The sequence below is a fragment of the Bacillus sp. DX4.1 genome, from assembly GCF_030348195.1.
In the GTDB taxonomy this organism is placed as follows: Bacteria; Bacillota; Bacilli; order Bacillales; family Bacillaceae_G; genus Bacillus_A.
In genome coordinates, this window is sequence record NZ_JAUCFT010000008.1 from 1859972 (window position 1) to 1879414 (window position 19443).

General features: G+C 36.7%; 14 protein-coding genes, 2 pseudogenes and 3 other annotated features. Of the genes and pseudogenes, 9 read left to right on the top strand and 7 right to left on the bottom strand.

From position 1 onward, the window contains the following. Positions 1-34: 34 nt before the first annotated feature. Positions 35-256, top strand: a binding site (T-box leader). A 318-nt stretch (positions 257-574) separates the two neighbouring features. After that, positions 575-1912 carry a sodium-dependent transporter gene (locus QUF99_RS12440; protein ID WP_289370417.1) on the top strand — a complete coding sequence of 446 codons (1338 nt, stop codon included), beginning with the start codon at positions 575-577 and terminating at the stop codon, positions 1910-1912. Between the two features lie 313 nt (positions 1913-2225). Then, on the top strand, positions 2226-3170 hold the full coding sequence (gene speB, locus QUF99_RS12445) for an agmatinase (RefSeq protein WP_289370419.1): 945 nt from the start codon (positions 2226-2228) through the stop codon (positions 3168-3170). Positions 3171-3997: 827 nt separating this feature from the next. Here speB and msrA read toward each other — a convergent pair. Both msrA and QUF99_RS12455 read right to left on the bottom strand, forming a co-directional pair. Continuing rightward, a complete protein-coding gene (gene msrA, locus QUF99_RS12450; protein WP_289370421.1) occupies positions 3998-4540 on the bottom strand; it encodes a peptide-methionine (S)-S-oxide reductase MsrA in 543 nt (180 codons plus the stop codon). A gap of 333 nt (positions 4541-4873) precedes the next feature. After that, complete coding sequence (locus QUF99_RS12455; protein WP_289370423.1) at positions 4874-5152, bottom strand: YesK family protein; 279 nt, start codon at positions 5150-5152, stop codon at positions 4874-4876. A gap of 198 nt (positions 5153-5350) precedes the next feature. Further along, positions 5351-5596: a binding site (T-box leader), on the top strand. A gap of 68 nt (positions 5597-5664) precedes the next feature. Next, positions 5665-5911 (top strand) — a binding site (T-box leader). A gap of 151 nt (positions 5912-6062) precedes the next feature. On the opposite strand from QUF99_RS12455, the gene ilvE reads away from it, so the two are divergent. The 3 genes from ilvE to ilvA are packed head-to-tail and all read left to right on the top strand — an operon-like array spanning position 6063 to position 9956. Then, complete coding sequence (gene ilvE / locus QUF99_RS12460) at positions 6063-6962, top strand: branched-chain-amino-acid transaminase (RefSeq protein WP_289370425.1); 900 nt, start codon at positions 6063-6065, stop codon at positions 6960-6962. 24 nt (positions 6963-6986) lie between these two features. Beyond that, positions 6987-8660, top strand: a complete 1674-nt coding sequence (ilvD, locus tag QUF99_RS12465; protein WP_289370428.1) for a dihydroxy-acid dehydratase — start codon at positions 6987-6989, stop codon at positions 8658-8660. Between the two features lie 33 nt (positions 8661-8693). Next, positions 8694-9956 carry a threonine ammonia-lyase IlvA gene (ilvA, locus tag QUF99_RS12470; protein WP_289370430.1) on the top strand — a complete coding sequence of 421 codons (1263 nt, stop codon included), beginning with the start codon at positions 8694-8696 and terminating at the stop codon, positions 9954-9956. 410 nt (positions 9957-10366) lie between these two features. Here ilvA and QUF99_RS12475 read toward each other — a convergent pair whose 3' ends face one another. Together QUF99_RS12475 and QUF99_RS12480 are read right to left on the bottom strand one after the other, a co-directional pair. Further along, positions 10367-11158 carry a DUF2935 domain-containing protein gene (locus tag QUF99_RS12475; RefSeq protein ID WP_289370432.1) on the bottom strand — a complete coding sequence of 264 codons (792 nt, stop codon included), beginning with the start codon at positions 11156-11158 and terminating at the stop codon, positions 10367-10369. A gap of 437 nt (positions 11159-11595) precedes the next feature. After that, positions 11596-12702 carry a CapA family protein gene (locus QUF99_RS12480; protein ID WP_289370433.1) on the bottom strand — a complete coding sequence of 369 codons (1107 nt, stop codon included), beginning with the start codon at positions 12700-12702 and terminating at the stop codon, positions 11596-11598. Between the two features lie 1134 nt (positions 12703-13836). Between QUF99_RS12480 and QUF99_RS12485 the strand changes: the two are divergent. Then, positions 13837-14549: pseudogene (locus tag QUF99_RS12485) on the top strand (DUF554 domain-containing protein). Positions 14550-14659: 110 nt separating this feature from the next. Here the strand turns inward: QUF99_RS12485 and QUF99_RS12490 are convergent. Genes QUF99_RS12490 through QUF99_RS12500 form a run of 3 tightly spaced genes read right to left on the bottom strand, consistent with a single transcriptional unit; the run spans position 14660 to position 17011 of the window. Beyond that, complete coding sequence (locus tag QUF99_RS12490) at positions 14660-15388, bottom strand: ABC transporter permease (RefSeq protein ID WP_289370434.1); 729 nt, start codon at positions 15386-15388, stop codon at positions 14660-14662. Continuing rightward, complete coding sequence (locus tag QUF99_RS12495) at positions 15388-16104, bottom strand: ABC transporter permease (RefSeq protein WP_289370435.1); 717 nt, start codon at positions 16102-16104, stop codon at positions 15388-15390. Before QUF99_RS12495 ends, QUF99_RS12490 begins: the two co-directional genes overlap by 1 nt. Continuing rightward, positions 16079-17011 (bottom strand): ABC transporter ATP-binding protein, encoded by a 933-nt coding sequence (locus QUF99_RS12500; RefSeq protein WP_289370436.1) that lies wholly within the window; start codon positions 17009-17011, stop codon positions 16079-16081. Before QUF99_RS12500 ends, QUF99_RS12495 begins: the two co-directional genes overlap by 26 nt. A 177-nt stretch (positions 17012-17188) precedes the next feature. On the opposite strand from QUF99_RS12500, the gene QUF99_RS12505 reads away from it, so the two are divergent. The 3 genes and pseudogenes from QUF99_RS12505 to QUF99_RS12515 form a co-directional block, all read left to right on the top strand. Then, positions 17189-17860 (top strand): response regulator transcription factor, encoded by a 672-nt coding sequence (locus QUF99_RS12505; protein WP_289370437.1) that lies wholly within the window; start codon positions 17189-17191, stop codon positions 17858-17860. Continuing rightward, on the top strand, positions 17857-19206 hold the full coding sequence (locus tag QUF99_RS12510) for a HAMP domain-containing sensor histidine kinase (protein WP_289370438.1): 1350 nt from the start codon (positions 17857-17859) through the stop codon (positions 19204-19206). The genes QUF99_RS12505 and QUF99_RS12510 overlap by 4 nt, the downstream gene beginning before the upstream one ends. A gap of 113 nt (positions 19207-19319) precedes the next feature. Next, positions 19320-19406: pseudogene (locus QUF99_RS12515) on the top strand (N-acetyltransferase); the annotation flags it as partial. Between the last annotated feature and the right edge of the window lie 37 nt (positions 19407-19443).

The window sequence follows — 19443 nt, forward strand, 5'->3', positions numbered from 1 at the left end:
ATAAAAATGATAGTAATCAATTCGGAAAACATATAGTTGAGCAATGAAAGGGTATAGTAGTGAAAATCTCCCTATGTCAGAGAGCTGATGGTTGGTGTGAATCAGTATATAGATTATTCATGAAGTTCGTCCTGGAGCATCTTTCATAAATCTCGTTAAGAGGAAATGAAAGACGGTAGTGTATACCGTTATCAAATAAAGTGGTGAAGAATGTTTTCACAGCTAGGGTGGTACCGCGATATATATCGTCCCTACGTTTTGCGTAGGGGCGTTTTTTTATTGAGGTAGTATTCTTTGTGTATCTTCATAACTAGGGTGGTACCGCGATATTCTATCGTCCCTACGTTTACGTAGGGGCGATTTTTTTTATTGAGGTAGTTTCTTAGTGTTCTTCACAACTAGGGTGGTACCGCGATAATTTCATCGTCCCTACGTTACTGTAGGGGCGATTTTTTATTTTTGAAAGGAAGTGGTTGGATTAGAAAAAGGGAAAAACAATACTGGTAGTTGTTACATGATTTTCGTATTAGTAGATATTTAAAAAAAGAGAAAACAGAAGAGAGGAGATAGAGAGATGAATTCACAGCAATGGACATCGAAACTTGGTTTTATTTTAGCAGCAGCAGGTTCGGCAATTGGTCTCGGAGCGATTTGGAAATTCCCGTATATGGCCGGCATTGGAGGGGGCGGTGCGTTCTTCCTTATTTTCATCGGGTTTACATTATTAATCGGTTTACCATTATTACTCGCTGAATTTGTTATTGGAAGAAGCACACAAAAAGAGGCCGTTGATGCGTATAGAGAAATTGCACCAAACACATTATGGCCGTGGCTTGGTAAGTTAGGTATTGTAACATGCTTCATTTTACTTTCTTTCTATAGCGTTGTAGGCGGTTGGATTTTACTATATTTATGGAACGCGATTACAGGAAGGTTATGGGAAGGGAATGGTTCATATGAAGCCACGTTTGGTGAAATCATTTCTAATCCATATTTAGCAGTTGGTTCGCAGCTATTATTCATCCTTATTACTATTTTTATCGTAAGTAAAGGTGTACAAAACGGCGTTGAAAAAGTAAATAAGTACTTCATGCCAGCACTATTTATTTTATTCTTTGTATTAATCGCTCGAGCTCTTACATTAGAGGGAGCAGGTGAAGGGGTTCGTTTCTTCTTACAACCTGACTTCTCACACGTAACATCTGAAATCATTTTATATGCAATGGGTCAATCTTTCTTCTCATTATCTATCGGTGTAGCAGTAATGGTAACGTACAGTTCCTATTTACCAAAAGAAGAGAGTTTACCGCGATCAGCAATTTCAATTGTAGGTTTAACACTTGTGATTACATTGCTTGCTGGACTTGCCATTTTCCCAGTCGTCTTTGCGTTTGGAATGGAACCATCTCAAGGACCAGGACTACTATTTATCGTATTACCAGCTATTTTCAGTAAAATGGCATTCGGAAAACTATTCTTCATTGTTTTCTTATTACTGTTCTTCTTCGCTACCATAACATCAGCGATTTCCATGTTAGAAATTAGCGTTGCTTCGCTTACAACAAAAGGTAAGAAAAAACGTGAGAAAACAGCATTAATCGTTGGCTTATTAATCTTCGTTGTGGGGATTCCATCAGCATTATCATTCGGTGTATTAAGCGATGTGAAACTATTTGATAAAACAATCTTTGATTTAGCGGATTTTGCAGTAAGTAATATACTTATGCCACTTGGCGTATTATTAGTTGCCATCTTTGTTCCGTTAAAAATGAAGAAGGAAGTATTAATGAAAGAACTTGGAGTAAGTAAAAACAAAGGATATAAATTATTCGTTTTATGGTTATGTATACTTCGTTATGTAGCACCAATTGCGATTATTATCGTATTTTTAGATGTTATTGGGGTTATATAAAAAACTCCTAAGAAGGCCTATATGTTAACAACGCTTTATCGAGAGATTACGAAAATAAGTGTTTGTTAATGACGTAAATATAGAAATAAAAAGGATGATATTATTTTTTCATCCTTTTTATGCTGCATAGCATGAATTATTCGTTTGTGCATAGGTAGAAAATACATATATAAGGAATTGATAGTGAGGAATGGTTTGTTTCTGTTTGGTATGATTTTTGCATTGTATAAAAGAAAAATAATCTTGTGTATGTTTTCATAAAGGGAATTTCTTTTTGATGTTAAAAATCATGTTTATAAAGGGGAAATGACGAATGAAATATCCGCTCACACCAGATGTAAAACCAGAATTTTGTACGACAGGTTCATTTATGAGACTACCTTCTAGCAATGATCAAGCGAAGGTTGCTATTTTAGGAATGCCATTTGATACGGCTGCGTCTTTTCGAGTTGGTGCACGTTTTGCCCCGCAAGCAATTCGTCAAGCATCTATGACATTATTTCCGTATCATCCAATTCATCATGTCTATCCGTTTGATGATACGAACGCGATTGATATTGGAGATGTGTCTGTTATTCCGCATAATATCCATCGTAGCTATGACTTGATTGAAGAAGCTGTTGTTGGCTTAATGAAACAAGGAATTATCCCGATAGGCCTTGGGGGAGATCATTCTGTTACATTAGCCAGCCTTCGTGCGGCAGCTAAAGTACATGGACCTGTAGCTATGATTCATTTCGATTCTCATACGGATACATGGGATACTTACTATGAAGAGAAATATTGGCATGGTTCTCCATTTATACGTGCACATGAAGAAGGACTATTACAATCAGATAAAGTATTTCAAATTGGGATCCGCGGAACGTTGAATCATCCAGGAGATATACAAGCCAGTGATGATTTGGGATATAACGTCATTACGACGACGGAATTATGTGAGCGCGGTTTTGAAAGTGCTCTTCAGCAAATGCGACAAACAATTGGTGATACACCTTGCTTTTTAACATTTGATATTGACTTTGTGGATCCTTCTTGTGCACCCGGTACTGGCACGTTAGAAGTAGGCGGATTCAACAGTCGTGAGACATTGAATATGGTACGTTCCCTAAGTGGTTTTAACTACATCGGTTTTGATTTAGTTGAAGTATTACCGCCATATGATCAAGCACAAATTACCTCTCTTTTGGCAGCTACGCTTGTGCATGATTTTGCTAGTTTGATTGCTTTAAAGATAAAAAAAGAAGAGAATAAGTAGATATAGATAATGAAGGAACTAGGAGTAAGTAAAAACAAAAACAGCTTGTTTATCAGTCTATATCCTATATTTTAGAATAATAGCATTCATATCTAGTCTACATAAATACAAATTAAAAAACCGACATAAACCCCTTCTTTTTAGGTGGGAGAGAGCATCCGGCCATGCATAGAAGCGGGCAGGTCCTTTTCCTGCCCCATGCCAAGTAAAAACAAAGAGAGAAAACAAGTGCAGGTCACCCTTTGTTATCCATAGCCGCGGCTTATATGTCGAAAAATCAAAATGGATTTATATACATAAAGTCTCATTATCGGTATTCAATGTATTTAAAAACCTAGAAAAGTCCCTTCAGAAAAAATCTGAAGGGACTTTTCGTTCACATAATCAATTTTATCGGAAATTTACACAGCATGCCCAAACCATACGACTTTGCTTAGCATATGATATATGAGATATATATATTTTACCTTATACGTACAAACACCTCCACCCTACATGGTAGCAACATTTGAACAAGCCTCCAATCTTGGAGGCATTAGAGCCCTTTCTCGTTTACGGGAAGGGTTTTTTTATTTTATTGTGTGTGTATGCTAAATAATTTGGTTTCAATTGCGATAAATATGTGATGATAAAAAACCTCAGCGATCTTTCAAATAGTAGAAAGATCGCTGAGGATTCTTATTGTTTTTTATCCCGCATTAACAGGCAGTAATACTCCCACCTCAAAGTTCAGCGAAAAGCAAGGAAGTTAGGTAGGGGATAAACAGCCCGTAAAAGCCCGATTGGTGAGGGCCAATAATCAGTGGGGGATGAAAAACCCCCACTGATCAAAGTTTCACTTTATTCCAGTTATCTTGAATAAAGTCTTCACGACCTGACTCTTTACGCTCTTGCGCATATTTCTCTGGATTCTTTTTATAAAAATGTTGATGATATTCTTCGGCCTCGTAAAATGGAGCAGCTGGACGAATTTCTGTTACGATTGGCTCCTTAAACATACCGCTTTCTGCTACTGCTAGCTTTGACTTTTCAGCTAGTTCTTTTTGCGTTTCATTATGATAAAAAATCGCTGTACGATATGATGGTCCGCGGTCAAAAAATTGTCCGCCATCATCAGTCGGATCGATTTGTGGCCAATATAAATCTAGTAATTTTTGATAAGGGAAAAGGGAAGGGTCAAATGTAATTTGCACGACTTCTAAATGACCGGATGTTCCTGCTTTTACATCCTCGTATGTTGGATTTTCTACGTGACCACCAACGTAACCAGAAATAACTTTTTGAATACCAGGAAGTTCATCAAATGGTTTTACCATGCACCAAAAGCAACCGCCTGCAAAGGTTGCGAGTTCGTATGTTTTTTCTGTCATTGCTGTAATCCTCCTAAATAGATATGTTTTATTTAGTATCGTATATATTGTTTATTCTCGCAATGAAAAAATTTGAAAATATATATTTTTTTGAGTTGTTTAATATTGCAGGCAGGAGTCACTGCTAGCATCAATTTGTTCGATCACGCCGGTTTTCGCTTTTCGTTCGTCAGATTTTTACTCACTTTCCTATCAGCATAAGGGCCATCATTTGAATCTATACTTTCTTTAAAAGAACAATTTGCTAGTATGAAAAACAAATGCAAGATAAGCAACAATTTTGGATATGACTTTATTTTTTATTCCACCTTCGTAAACAGAAGAACTAGTAAGCTATTTTTTGAGTTTTGATAAAGCGAAATATTCTAATAGCGACGAAAAGACGAAAGTTAACAAGCTAGTTAAAATCATGAAAAATGCTAGTGAGCCATAACCGATGCCTTCCCATCCACCACTCTTTATGGCAATTAACATTAAAATGCATCCACCGAGTAACACAATGCCACTGGGGACATATTTTAAGAATTGTTTCATTGGAAAAAATTTATAAAGCAAATATGTGACTACGATTAAACAAATGAACAATAATATGCTGATCATAGTTAAAGACACAATCCGTTCCTCCTAACCTATCCAATATGATTATCCATATTTTACCATTACCTTATATTCTAAAGCGTTTTTAAAATAATATATGAATTGAAATTTAAATATGAATTTTTAAAAAAGTGTTGACAACGAAAAGAGTCTAGTCCTATAATACGTTTAACAACTAAAAGTTAATTCTGAATTTTCTAACTTTTAAATAATTTACGTGCAAAGAAGAGGAAAGTAAATGATTATGAAAGTTTCAGAGAGCTGCCTCGTGGCTGGAAAGGCGGTAACGATCGATTCATTGAAAATCACCTCGGAGCACCGCTTGCGAAAGGGAAACCCAGTAGAGAGCGGCGGCATCGTCCCCGGTAAAAGGACGGGAGTCTGATAGGACTTACAGAGCTTATATTTCGTGAGAAGTATAAGGAAGCTGAGTGGTAACGCGAATCTCTCGCCTCAGCAATCAAAGCTACAATGATGTAGTGATTGATTGCTGAGGCGAGAGATTTTTATTTTGGAAAAAGAGAATAGAAGAAGCGAAGAAGAGGAGAGTAAACGATAAAGAGCGTTTCAGAGAACTGTCCCAGGGGCTGAAAGGACGGTAACGATCGCATCGTTGAAGATCACCTCAGAGCACTGCTTTCGAAAGGAAAACTTAGTAGAAAGCGGCGGAGTTGTTCCCGATAAAAGAACGAAAGTCTAATAGGACTTACAGAGCTTGTATTTCGTGAGAAGTATAAGGAAGCTGGGTGGTACCGCGATTCCCTCGCCTCAGCAATGGGTTGCTACAAGTTTGTAGAAAATCGATTATTGAGCCGAGGATATTTTTTATGATTCGTATACAGAATATTAAGAAAATGACTTCTTCTCAGCAATCGATATAGAGATGGATTGCGTATAAGGAGATAAAAAAGAGGAGCGATGTATGATGAAAAAACAATATATCTATATGAATGGGGAATTAGTAGAAAAAGAAAAGGCAGTTGTATCTGTTTATGATCACGGATTCTTATACGGGGACGGCGTATTTGAAGGAATTCGTAGTTATGGAGGGAATGTATTTTGTTTGAAAGAGCATTTGAAGCGTTTATATGAATCTGCGAAATCTATTTTACTTACGATTCCAATGACAGTTGAAGAGATGGAACAAGCAGTTTTACAGACACTACAAAAAAATGAATATGCGGATGCATATATTAGGTTAATTGTTTCAAGAGGAAAAGGGGACTTAGGGCTTGATCCAAGAAGTTGTGAAAATCCGAGTATCATCATTATCGCTGAACAGTTAAAGCTGTTCCCGCAAGAATTTTATGATAACGGTCTTAGCGTTGTATCTGTTGCATCTCGACGCAATATGCCAGATGCACTTGATCCTCGGATTAAGTCGATGAACTATTTAAATAATGTGCTTGTGAAAATTGAAGCGGCACAAGCGGGTGTCCTAGAAGCACTCATGCTGAATCAACAAGGATATGTTTGTGAAGGATCAGGAGACAATGTGTTTGTTGTAAAAGATGGGAAAGTATTGACACCTCCTGCTTATTTAGGAGCGCTGGAAGGAATTACGCGTAATAGTGTAATTGAACTTTGTGAGCGACTAGGCATTCCATGTGAGGAGAAACCATTTACACGTCACGATGTATACGTAGCAGATGAAGTCTTTTTAACCGGAACAGCTGCGGAGTTGATCCCAGTAGTTAAGGTTGATTCAAGAGAAATTGGGAACGGAAAACCAGGGGGTGTAACAAAACAGTTAACAGAAGAATTCCGAAAGTTAACGCAAGAACGAGGGGTACGTGTTCCAGGACTCGCAGGAAATTTAGCTTAACAAAGAGAGAAAGGATTTGGGAAAATGAGAAGTGACATGATTAAAAAGGGATTTGATAAAGCACCGCACCGTAGTTTATTAAAAGCGACTGGTTTAAAAGATGAAGATTTTGATAAACCGTTTGTAGCGATTTGTAATTCTTTTATTGAAATTATTCCAGGTCATATGCATTTAAATGAATTTGGGCGCCTTGTGAAAGAAGCAGTTCGTGCGGCAGGAATGGTTCCGTTTGAGTTTAATACGATTGGAGTCGATGACGGAATTGCAATGGGACATATCGGCATGCGTTATTCACTGCCAAGCCGGGAGATTATCGCTGATTCAGTAGAAACAGTTGTAAATGCTCACTGGTTTGATGGAATGATTTGTATTCCGAACTGTGACAAAATTACACCTGGTATGATGATGGCTGCGATGCGCGTTAACATTCCAACTGTTTTTGTTTCAGGCGGTCCAATGGCTGCAGGAAAAACTTCAAAAGGAGATGTAGTGGATTTAAGTTCTGTTTTTGAAGGAGTTGGAGCCTATCAATCTGGAAAAATTTCAGAAGAAGAGTTAAAAGATATTGAAGATCATGGTTGTCCGTCTTGCGGCTCATGTTCCGGTATGTTTACGGCAAATTCGATGAATTGTTTATGTGAAGTGTTAGGATTGGCACTTCCGGGGAATGGAAGCATTCTAGCCACTGATCCACGGCGTAAGGATTTAATTAAACAGGCAGCAGAAAAATTAAAAGTATTAATAGAACGAGATATTAAGCCACGTGACATCGTTACACAAGAAGCAATTGATGATGCGTTTGCATTAGATATGGCGATGGGTGGTTCGACCAATACTGTATTACATACGCTAGCAATCGCTCAAGAAGCAGGGTTAGACTATGATATGAATCGAATTGATGAAGTTTCTCGCCGCGTTCCTCATTTATGTAAAGTAAGTCCGGCATCGAATTGGCATATGGAAGATATTGAGCGTGCTGGCGGCATTAGTGCAATTTTAAAAGAATTAAGTAGAAAAGAAGGGGTACTTCATCTTGACCGGATTACAGCTACAGGTCAAACGTTACGAGAAAACATCGCTCATGCAGAAATTCAAGATAAAGAGGTGATTCACTCTCTTGAAAATCCGCATAGTGAAGAAGGTGGCCTGCGTATATTAAAAGGAAACCTTGCGAAAGATGGTGCTGTTATTAAAAGCGGTGCAACAGAGGTAAAACGATTTGAAGGACCGTGTGTCATTTTTCACTCTCAGGATGAGGCACTTGCTGGTATTATGCTTGGTAAAGTAAAAAAAGGTGATGTTGTTGTTATCCGTTATGAAGGGCCAAGAGGTGGACCAGGTATGCCGGAAATGTTAGCACCAACATCAGCAATCGCGGGTATGGGCTTAGGGGCAGATGTTGCATTATTAACGGATGGTCGTTTCTCAGGTGCATCACGCGGCATTTCAGTTGGTCATATTTCACCGGAAGCTGCGGCAGGAGGCGAAATAGCTCTTTTGCAGCAAGGAGATATTGTATGTATTGATGTAGAGGAGCGTCTCCTTGAAGTAAGAGTAAGTGATGAAGAACTAGAAAAGCGCCGAAAAGAATGGAAAAGACCAGAGTTAAAAGTGAAAACGGGTTGGCTTGGGCGATATGCACAAATGGTTACATCAGCAAATACAGGTGCTGTGCTGAAAATGCAAAATTTTGATTGAGTCACATATTAAAGAGATAAGGAATGATACGAGATGGTGCAAAACGTAAGGGAGAGAGTGAAAATCGAAGATATCCTTGTGGCTCATAATCATATGAAGGATATCGTAAATAAAACGCCGCTGCAACGGGTGTTGGTTTTATCGGATTATTATGAGTGTGATGTGTATGTGAAACGGGAAGACTTACAAGTCATTCGATCGTTTAAAATTCGAGGTGCTTACAATTTAATTCAAAGTTTATCAAAGGAACAAGTACAAAACGGTGTCGTTTGCGCAAGTGCAGGAAATCATGCACAAGGAGTCGCGTATACGTGTAATTTATTGAAGATTTCGTCAAAAATCTTTATGCCAACGACAACGCCCAAACAGAAAGTATCCCAAGTCCAATTTTTTGGAGGTGACTTTGCTGAGATTATTTTAGTTGGCGATACGTTTGATAGTTCTTTCCAAGAAGCACAGCGTTATTGCGAAGAACAGGGGATGACGTTTGTTCACCCATTTGATGATTCATATGTAATTGCTGGTCAAGGAACTGTTGCCGTTGAGATTTTGCACGATATGGAGAAACCTGTTGATTACGTATTCACAGCAATTGGTGGAGGTGGTTTGGCATCAGGAATTGGTACATATGTAAAAGGTGTTAGTCCTTCCACGAAAGTAATCGGGGTAGAACCAGTTGGTGCTGCATCGATGAAAGAAGCTTTTTTACAAAACGAAAATGTAGCATTAGACAATATTGATAGTTTTGTTGACGGAGCGGCTGTAAAACGAGTTGGGAAATTAACTTTTGAAACGTGTAAGGAAGTTTTAGATGATATCGTACTAGTGCCTGAGGGGAAAATTTGTACAACGATTTTAGAGTTATATAAGAAAAATGCAATCGTTGCTGAGCCAGCTGGAGCTCTTTCTATTGCTGCACTGGATTTATATAAAGAAGAAATTAAAGGGAAAACTGTTGTTTGCACGTTAAGTGGCGGGAATAATGATATTGATAGAATGCAAGAAATCAAAGAACGCTCTCTTATTTACGAAGGATTAAAACATTATTTTGTTATTGAATTTCCGCAGCGTTCAGGGGCATTGCGAGAGTTCCTTGATAAAGGCTTAGGACCAGATGATGACATTACTCGATTCGAGTATATTAAGAAACATAATAAAGAAAACGGACCTGCACTTGTCGGAGTGGAGTTAAAACATAGAGAAGATTATGAGCCGTTAATTACTCGTTTTCAACAGAATAATATTCAATTTATGGAGTTGAATAAAAATCCGGTGTTGTTTGATTTATTAATTTAGCGTGGATGAAACTAAATCTCTAAGAGAATTTTTCAAAGAGATTTAGTTTTTATTTTATCCCGCTATTCGTGGGCAGTAAGATCCTCATCTCAAGATTTAGAGAGAAACAAAGAAGTTAGGTAAGGGCTAATGATCAATGGGAGATGAAGACCCCCTGCTGATAAAAATTGCACTTTATATATAAATACAAATTTAAAAATCGACATAAACCCCTTCTTTTTAGGTGGAAGAGAGCATCCGGCCATGCATAGAAGCGGTCAGATCCTTTTCCTGCCCCAGACACAGTGAAAACAAAGAGAGAAAACGAGTACAGGTCACCTTTTGTTATCCATAGCCGCGGCTTATATGTCGAAAAATCAAAATGGATTTATATAGATTATATTTATTGGTAGATTTACAAGATGCACCTTTTAGGAGCTTGCAGTAAGACTTTTATCAAACATATCAATAATATGAAGAAATCTTTCAGCCTCACGATAAACATGGTCTGCAAGAAGAGGATGAATGTTACTTTTTATTTTGCAGGCTTTAATTAACTCTGTTGCCGTTTTCTTAAAGTCACGCAAAGCAGTTACTGAAACACGGTTTTGATCAAGGAATTGGTCTAAAATAGGTACCGTTTCTGATTGTGGACGCATAGAGTTTAAATCGATTGCTTGAAAAACAAGTTGATCAAAATCATGACTAAATTCTCGTGCTTGTTCAACTAATTTTCTTTCAGACTGATCGAGAAGATGACCAATAAATTTTGCATGATCTGCCATGATTTTTAAGAAAAATACATTTTCTTCTATAATTGCTGCGGGCAATGGATCGAGCTTATTTTCATTTAAATCTTTTAAGCGGTTGGCAAAATAGGCGGCTTCGCGGCTAGTATGATCAACTAATAATGCATAGTTATTGGATTGAATCTTACATTGCAATATTAAGCCTAACACTTTTCGCTTATAGGCCCAAATGGAAGAGACAGCTTGATAAACTTGATTGTTAAAATTTTTGATTTGTTGAGGGTCTGAATCAACAGAGTATTGATTCAGTTGTTGCTCAATTTTTTCAAATAATGCAATAAATTGTTGTGCCTCTTGTATGAGTTGTGTATCACCAGCACTAAATCCAAGACTTAAAAATAAAGCATGTTCTTTCATAATCCGAGACCAGAAGCGAATTTCATCGAGTGATCTTGATACAAATAAATCAGCCATGTGTACCCCCTTGTAATAAATATCATCCATTTATTGTATTCGCTGGTCATAGTGATTAGACGAGTTTATTTAATATAGACCTAGATTACATATATATAAATACAAATTAAAAAACCGACATAAAACCCTTCTTTTTAGGTGGGAGAGAGCATCCGGCCATGCATAGAAGCGGTTAGATCCTTTTCCTGCCCCAGACACAGTGAAAACAAAGAGAGAAAACGAGTGCAGGTCACCTTTTGTTATCCATAGCCGCGGCTATATGTCGAAAAATCAAAATGGATTTAATGAATAAAAAAATACCTTCCGCGAAGCTAGAAGGCATTTCTATCATTTTATAGATGTATGAACGGATACTTTCAATTGTACAAAGAAGAAAGCAGAGTTGGTTAGGGATAATGATTAATGGGGGATGAAGCCCCATTAATCAAAGTTCCACTTTATTGGTTACGTTTATCTATTATTTTTCCATTTTTATCAATTTCTACATCATTCGAAATAGATTGTAAATATTGTAGCATCGTTTTCTTTTCTTGAGCGTCAACTGGTGAAATTTGATTGTTACGAATTATATAAGGATTAAATGACATTTGCACGTCTTTTCCTTTGAATTTCATTGTTAATACACCAGTTTCTGCACTGTGTCCTTTTACATAATCAGGGAACAAGAAGTTTCCAAGTGAGTATGCAACAGGAACTTTTTTATAATATTCAAATCCTTGGAGCTGGTGTGGGTGACTACCAACAATCGCATCAGCACCTGCTTCAACCATTTGGGGAACATATTGTTTTTGATAATCTACTGGTCTATTTGATTTTTCAACACCCCAATGCATATATACAATCATATAATCGGCATCTTTCTTTTGTTCTTTAATTGTTTTAGTTACTAGATTTATATCATATCCATTTGTAACGCCCGGTTTGTCCTTACCAGCTACCCAATTGAATTCAGGTATAAAGCGAACAAAGGAGAGGAATTTAAACTTTTTCCCTTTCACTGTAACTTCTCGTGCTGTATATGCATCATTTGCATTTTTTCCGGCACCGATATAGGGGAGTTTTAGTTCTTCTACGTGAGAAATAGTATCCATTAAACCATCTTGTCCATAATCGAGCGTATGGTTGTTTCCGATATTGACGATATCATAGCCCATATTTTTAATCGTTTGTAACGTAGACGGGTCGCTTTTAATCCAAAATAACTGACCAGGATATTTTTTATCACGTGTTGTAAATGTGGATTCTAAGTTTACAAAAGAAAAATCTGCTTTTTTAATTTCTTTTTTTACATGTTCGAATGGATAATCAGAGCCTTTACTCTGAATAACAGGACGTAATTGCCAGTCAAACATTGTATCGCCAGAGAATGTAAGAGTAATTTCAGGATCTTCTTTTTTCTTTGTTTCTGTTGCCTTTGCTTTTTGTGATTTTTCTTCTACTTTTGCTACGTTTTTTGCCTTTGAAGTAAAGGAGTTATTTACGGATAAAACGATCGGTGTAATGAGAATAGCTATTAAAATAAAGCGTTTTAATAAAGTTGTCATATATACCTTTCCTTTTTGAGTTTTTATTCCGCTATTCGCGGGCAGTAAGATCCCCACTTCAAGATTCAGAGAAAACAAAGAAGATAGGTGAGGGATAACTGCTCGTAAAAGCCCGATTGGTGAGGGTTAATTATTAGTGAGGGATGAAGAAAACCCCACTGATAAAAGGTTCACTTTATCTGCTTATTACGTTCTAGTAGATCCGTTGTTAGGAGTTTCGTATGATATGTAATAGAAATAAGTAGACTATATAAATACAAATTTAAAAACCGACATAAACCCCTTCTTTTTAGGTGGGAGAGAGTATCCGGCCATGCATAGAAGCGGTCAGATCCTTTTCCAGCCCCATGCCAAGTGAAAACAAAGAGAGCAAACGAGTGTAGGTCACCTTTTGTTATCCATAGCCGCGGCTTATATGTCGAAAAATTAAAATGGATTTATATATAACCAAAAAATGAATAACTATGTATGCAAAAAACGGTGTACATTGTGTAAGATGTTCATTATATATTATGAAAGCAAGCCAAGGAATTATCTCGTAATCGTTGCAACAATACGGTAACATGAAATGTGGAGTGAATACAATACATAAATCAATTTTAGGTGTTTTATTTCAAAAATTCGGGGGAATATTGTGTCTTGTAGCATACTAGATTCGAAGATTTAACTAGTGTATATAAATACAAATTAAAAAACCGACATAAACCTTTCTTTTTAGGTGGGAGAGAGCATCCGGCCATGTATAGAAGCGGTCAGATCCTTTTCCAGCCCAGACATAGTGAAAACAAAGAGAGCAAACGAGTGCAGGTCACCTTTTGTTATCCATAGCCGCGGCTATATGTCGAAAAATCAAAATGGATTTATATAGTATTCCTAACCGAAATGCTAGTTCATATAACATGTCGTTATAATTATATAAATACAAATTAAAAAACCGACATAGAGCCCTTCTTTTTAGGTGGGAGAGAGCATCCGGCCATGTATAGAAGCGGTCAGATCCTTTTCCAGCCCCAGACATAGTGAAAACAAAGAGAGCAAACGAGTGCAGGTCACCTTTTGTTATCCATAGCCGCGGCTATATGTCGAAAAATCAAAATGGATTTATATAGATACAAATGGAATGGAGAATGAATGATGGTAATACTAGGAGCCTTAGTAAATGGGATTTTCATATTAATCGGCACTTTATTTGGTAGATTATTAAGTAGTATTCCGGAAAGTATGAAGGGAAGGTTATGCATGCAATTGGTCTGGCCGTCATGGTACTCGGTTTACAAATGGGATTGAAAGGTGAAAACTTTCTTATTGCCATTCTAAGTCTCGTCATTGGTGCAGTGATTGGAGAATGGTTGAAATTAGAAGAGAAATTAACGAGTTTAGGGGATTGGTTAGAAAAGAAGGTCGGTTCAAATGGACAAGGTAGTATATCTTTAGGATTTGTAACAGCAACGTTAATCTTTGCTATTGGTGCAATGGGGATTATCGGGGCATTAGATAGTGGCATTCGCGGAAATCATGATGTATTATTTACAAAGGCAATTATTGATGGATTCATTTCACTTATTTTAACGACAACGCTGGGAATTGGTGTGCTATTTTCGGCGATACCTGTCATTTTATATGAAGGAGCCATTGCATTATTTGCGACGCAAATTGATCGTTTTGTACCAGAGGCATTGATGAATCAGTTTATCGTTGAAATGACTGCTACTGGTGGAATTATGATTTTTGCGATTGGTTTGAATTTATTAGGGATTATTAAAATTAAGGTGGCGAATCTATTACCCGGGATCTTTGTTGTGGCGGTGATTGTTTCGTTGATGTATGGATATGATTTATATTTTTAAAATTGTTAGTTTCGGTTTGTATAATAGAAATGATAGCCCAGTAGTTTCCTCAAAAAATGAAGAGAGAATTACTGGGCTTTTTCTAATTCTATATACATAGAAATATGAAGTTAATAGGATTTCTTCATAAAATGCATGAATCCACCGATAAAGAAAAAAACAAAACTTCCCATAATCACAAAGACTAATGTTTGAACCGATATGAATAACAGTTGTGGATCATCTGGAGGCATCATCGCTTTAAATGGCTGAGACCATGGATAAAAAGGTGCGAATCTTTCAGACTGCGAAATAATTAAAGCTGGTATAGTTGCAATGACATTTAAAGCAAGCGGTGCTGCAAAACTAGACCAAATGGTTGAAACCCACAATTGTAAGGAAATTAAAGGGAGTGTGGCGATCCAGCCGCCAATTAAGCTTTTTAGTACGGAGTCTATCGGGAAAGAACCAGTTACTCCAGAAAGCCAACTTACTATAACAAAGCTTATTCCAAATAAAATTTGCAAAGAAGCTGTAAATAAAAGAATAAAGAAAAATTTAACGATATAAAGTTGATAACGTGCAATAGGTTGAACTAAAAGCTGTTTCCAACCACCATGAGAATGTTCATATCTGCAAATAAAAGCAGTGAAAATCCCTGTTAATAATGGTAGAAATAGCATTCCATGTATCAGTACCATAACACTGTAGATGAGTTGCCATTGTTTATACTCGGGATAGTGGGTGGCAGTTATAAAAGCTAATCCACCTGTTATGAGAGAGCTGAGAAATAGCAAGACCCATATTTTTGTTTTTCTAATTTTATAAAATTCTGCTTGCATTATTTTGAGCCAGAGCATTACTTGTGCACATCCCTTCTTACATAGTCTACTGTTTCGATATACAACATAAATAAGCTAACGGCAATGCCTATTGCTACACATAGAATAGGAGGTCCCCAGTCAATATGTAAACTTGGCCATCTCCATATGATCCAATTTGGAAGGGCTGATGAAAACATGGCGAAGATCGTTCCTAACATTCCTACTGTAAAAGCGATGCCTTGGTTATCAAATACGATAGCAATCCATAATTGTAAAGCTACGATTGGTAGTGCGGAAAAATATGGATAAAAACTCATTTTGAATAAAGCGAACCACGGGATTGAAGCATCAAATTGTAAAGCTAAGCCTAATCCAACTGTACCTATCAATAGTAAAAAGCAAGATACAGTAAGTAAACAAAACACAAGTATAAATTTTGTTATAAAAACATCTCTTTTTTTTATAGGTAATGATAAAAGGTGTTTCCATGAAGTAGAATGATGTTCTAGATGTGCAATTAAAGAAGTAACGATAGTAATCCCTAATATAAGAGTTGTTAAGGCAAGAGGTTGAACTTCAGAAAGAAGCCCGGCCCATAAGTCTTGTGCATACTTATCTGTCAAAAAATCATAACGAAGAAAAAAGTTACATGCTTGGAGTGAAATAACACCTACCGGTCCTAAAACGATTAAAAACCAAATCCACTTTCTCTTTATTTTTAAGATTTCAGATTGAAAGAGGCGCTTGTACATCCGCTTTTTCCTCCCTTACAAGCTGTAAGAATATATCTTCCAGTGATTTTTTATTTTCTTCAATTCGAAATACAGCGATGTTGTGTGTTACTAGTGTTCTTACAATATCCGCAACAGTTTGATTTGTTGCGTTTGAGAGGATGATTTTATCCTCTTCTCGCACCGAAGGAGTTCCTTTGGCGAGAATTGCTTTCCAAGCAGCATCAGGTTTATCTGTCATAAGTGAAATCGTATGCTGAGCATGGTGTCGCAGTGCTTCAATTTTATCTTGGAAAATAAGCTCGCCTTTTGAAATAATACCAACATAAGTCGCCATTTGATCGATCTCGCTTAATAAGTGACTGGATATAAGGATGGTAATTCCTCTTTCTTTGGCTAGTTTTTTAATTAACGTGCGTATTTCGTGAATACCTTGTGGATCAAGACCATTTGTCGGCTCATCTAAAATCAATAGCTGCGGATCGCCAAGTAGGGCAATCGCAATTCCTAAACGTTGTTTCATCCCTAATGAATATTCTTTTACTTTTTGTTTCGCGGCATGTTGTAAGCCGACAATTTGTAAAACCTCCCCGATTTTTTCTTTTGGAACATTTCTTAAAATACGATAGACTTCTAAGTTTTCAATTGCATTTAAGTGAGCATAATAAGATGGGTTTTCAACAAGAGCGCCGATTTTAGATAGAATGGATAATCGTTCTTTCACTAAATCTTGATTGAAAATGGTGACGCTGCCTTGCGTTGGTTTAATAAGACCTAATAACATACGAATACTGGTTGTTTTTCCAGCACCATTAGGACCGAGAAAACCGTAGATTTCTCCTTTTGGAATTTTTAAGTCTACGTTGTGTACAACATAATTATTTCGATATTTTTTTGTTAACCCTTTTGTTTCTAAAATATAAGTCATTTTCATATCACCTCCCATCTAGTATAAAAAATGAAGGTTAATGATAAGGTTAGGAGAGTTTAAGATTTGTTTAAATTTATATAATATTCCTTGGATTTGGAGTGTAATGGTTTTCAAAAGGACTCTTATTCCTTATCATGGAAGGGAAAGGTTAAATTTGTATATGAAGGTGAAAAAATGAGACGCATTTTATATATTGAGGATGATATTGAAATTGGTGAGTGGATAAAAAAAGAACTTGAGAAACAAGATTACGAAGTTTTATGGTTTACTTCAGAGAAGGGGAGTTCCGAAGCGAGTAAAACAGCAGATGTAATTGTTTTAGATGTGATGTTGCCAGGATTAGATGGCTTTACATTGGGACAGCGTTTTAAAAGTGAATATCCAGATACACCAATCATTATGCTTACGGCACGAACAACATTAGAAGATAAAATATATGGATTAACATTTGCAGATGATTATATAACGAAGCCATTTCACCCAAAGGAGTTAATAGCACGAATTGAAGTATTGTTGAGAAGATATAACAGGGACGGAGCAGAGGTTCAACGTGTTCGGCATTTACAAGTATTTACGAAAGACTATCGTATTGTAAATACAGACACAAATGATGAAATTGTTTTATCAGGAAAGCAACATCAAATCTTTTTTTATTTGATGAAACATATAAATCGAACGTTAACAAAAGAACAGATTTTTGAAGCTGTATGGAACGAATCGTATATAGAGGGCGATAAAGCTCTAATGGTTCATATTCGGCATTTGCGAGAGAAAATCGAGCGGAATCCAAGTAGCCCAACAATTATAGAAACGATACGCGGGATTGGCTATCGGTGCAAAGCATGAGGAAAAGTACGTCTTTATTACGAAGATATCTTCTTATTATTTTTGTGGCACTTATATTGTTACCTTTTATTGTTCCACTGAGTTCGTTTTTTTTTACAAATTCATTAGAGCGGATAGAGGATCTAAATCCCTATTATGGCACTGAACAAATTGAAGAAAAATGGGCTAATCAGGCGAAGGCGTTGCATGAAGAGAATCCAGAGGAAATTAAGAAGGCGTTTCAGTTGTTTCGTGAGCAATATCCGGAAAGCTCTATGTTTTGGATAGATGGACAGGGACAAACACGTTTTCAAATTCCTGAAAAACAAAATATTCCACAGCACTGGTCTGCAAGTGACACGGTAGCATTTATGAAAAAAAGTTTCGAAGGGGATCCATTTACCGTCGTATCTTATATGGGAAAAAAGAAACAAGGTGCATTTATGGTATTTCAAATTCCGAGGAAATATTTGAAAGCACCAATCGTTCAAATACGAGAAAGATATGAAGTCGTATTTGAATTAATAATCATCACTTTCTTTGCCATATTTATTGTTTGTTCTATCATATTTTTTCTTAAAATTAGAAAACGGTTGTTAAAGTTACAAAAGGCGATGGAATTTCCACAGGATCAGTCTATTCCATTAACAGTTCAAATATCAAAGCAGGATGAGATTGGTTTATTAGAAGAATCATTTAATCGAATGGTAGAGGCCTTACATAAAAGCCAAATGAAAGAAGCGGAGGAGGAACAGTTTCGCAGAAAGTTAATTGCGGATCTTTCTCATGACCTGAGAACACCTTTAACCGTAATGCGTGCACAAATTGATTCATTGAAAGAAGAGGTCATTTCAGTAAAAGGAAATGAAACGATAGAATTAATAGATGAAAAAATTAATTACTTGGCCGAGCTTATTGAAAATTTATTATCGTACTCTTTAATAACAGCAAAAAAGTATCCGTACCATCCAAAGCAAACGGATATGACACGTCTAACAAGAAAGCTTGTAGCATCATGGTATGACATGTTGGATGAACAAGGATTTGAAGTTGATATTGTCATTCCGGAAAAGCCACTCTTTTGGAATATTGACGCGAATTGGTTTCAAAGAATCATAGACAATGTGATTCAAAATGTCATTCGCCATGCGGGAGTTGGGAGATTTATCGGTATTTATATTGATCATGAAGAAGCGACAATTACAGTCGTCGATCATGGGCCTGGTTTTCAAAATGCACCTTCAGTTAATAAAGGTGCAGGAATTGGATTGTCCATTATTGCCGTTATGGCAAAAGAAATGGAAATTGAGTGGCGAATAGATTCTGATGATACAGGAGCAAAAATTTTATTTAAAAAGCTGGTTTAAATAAAAATATGAGAGAGTGTGAAAAGGGGAATTGGGATGGAGAAATATCAATTCATAAACCACGTAAATAGAATTTTTCATATTGCACGTAAAGAAGTTGAATGTAGCGAATCGGTTATGAATATGCGATTATAGGCCAAGCAGGTCCGGTTGAATTTTATGAAAGAATGTGTAACGCGCGATTAATCCCGATTATATAAGGTAGATTTTACCCGATTCATTTAACTAAGCCCCCAG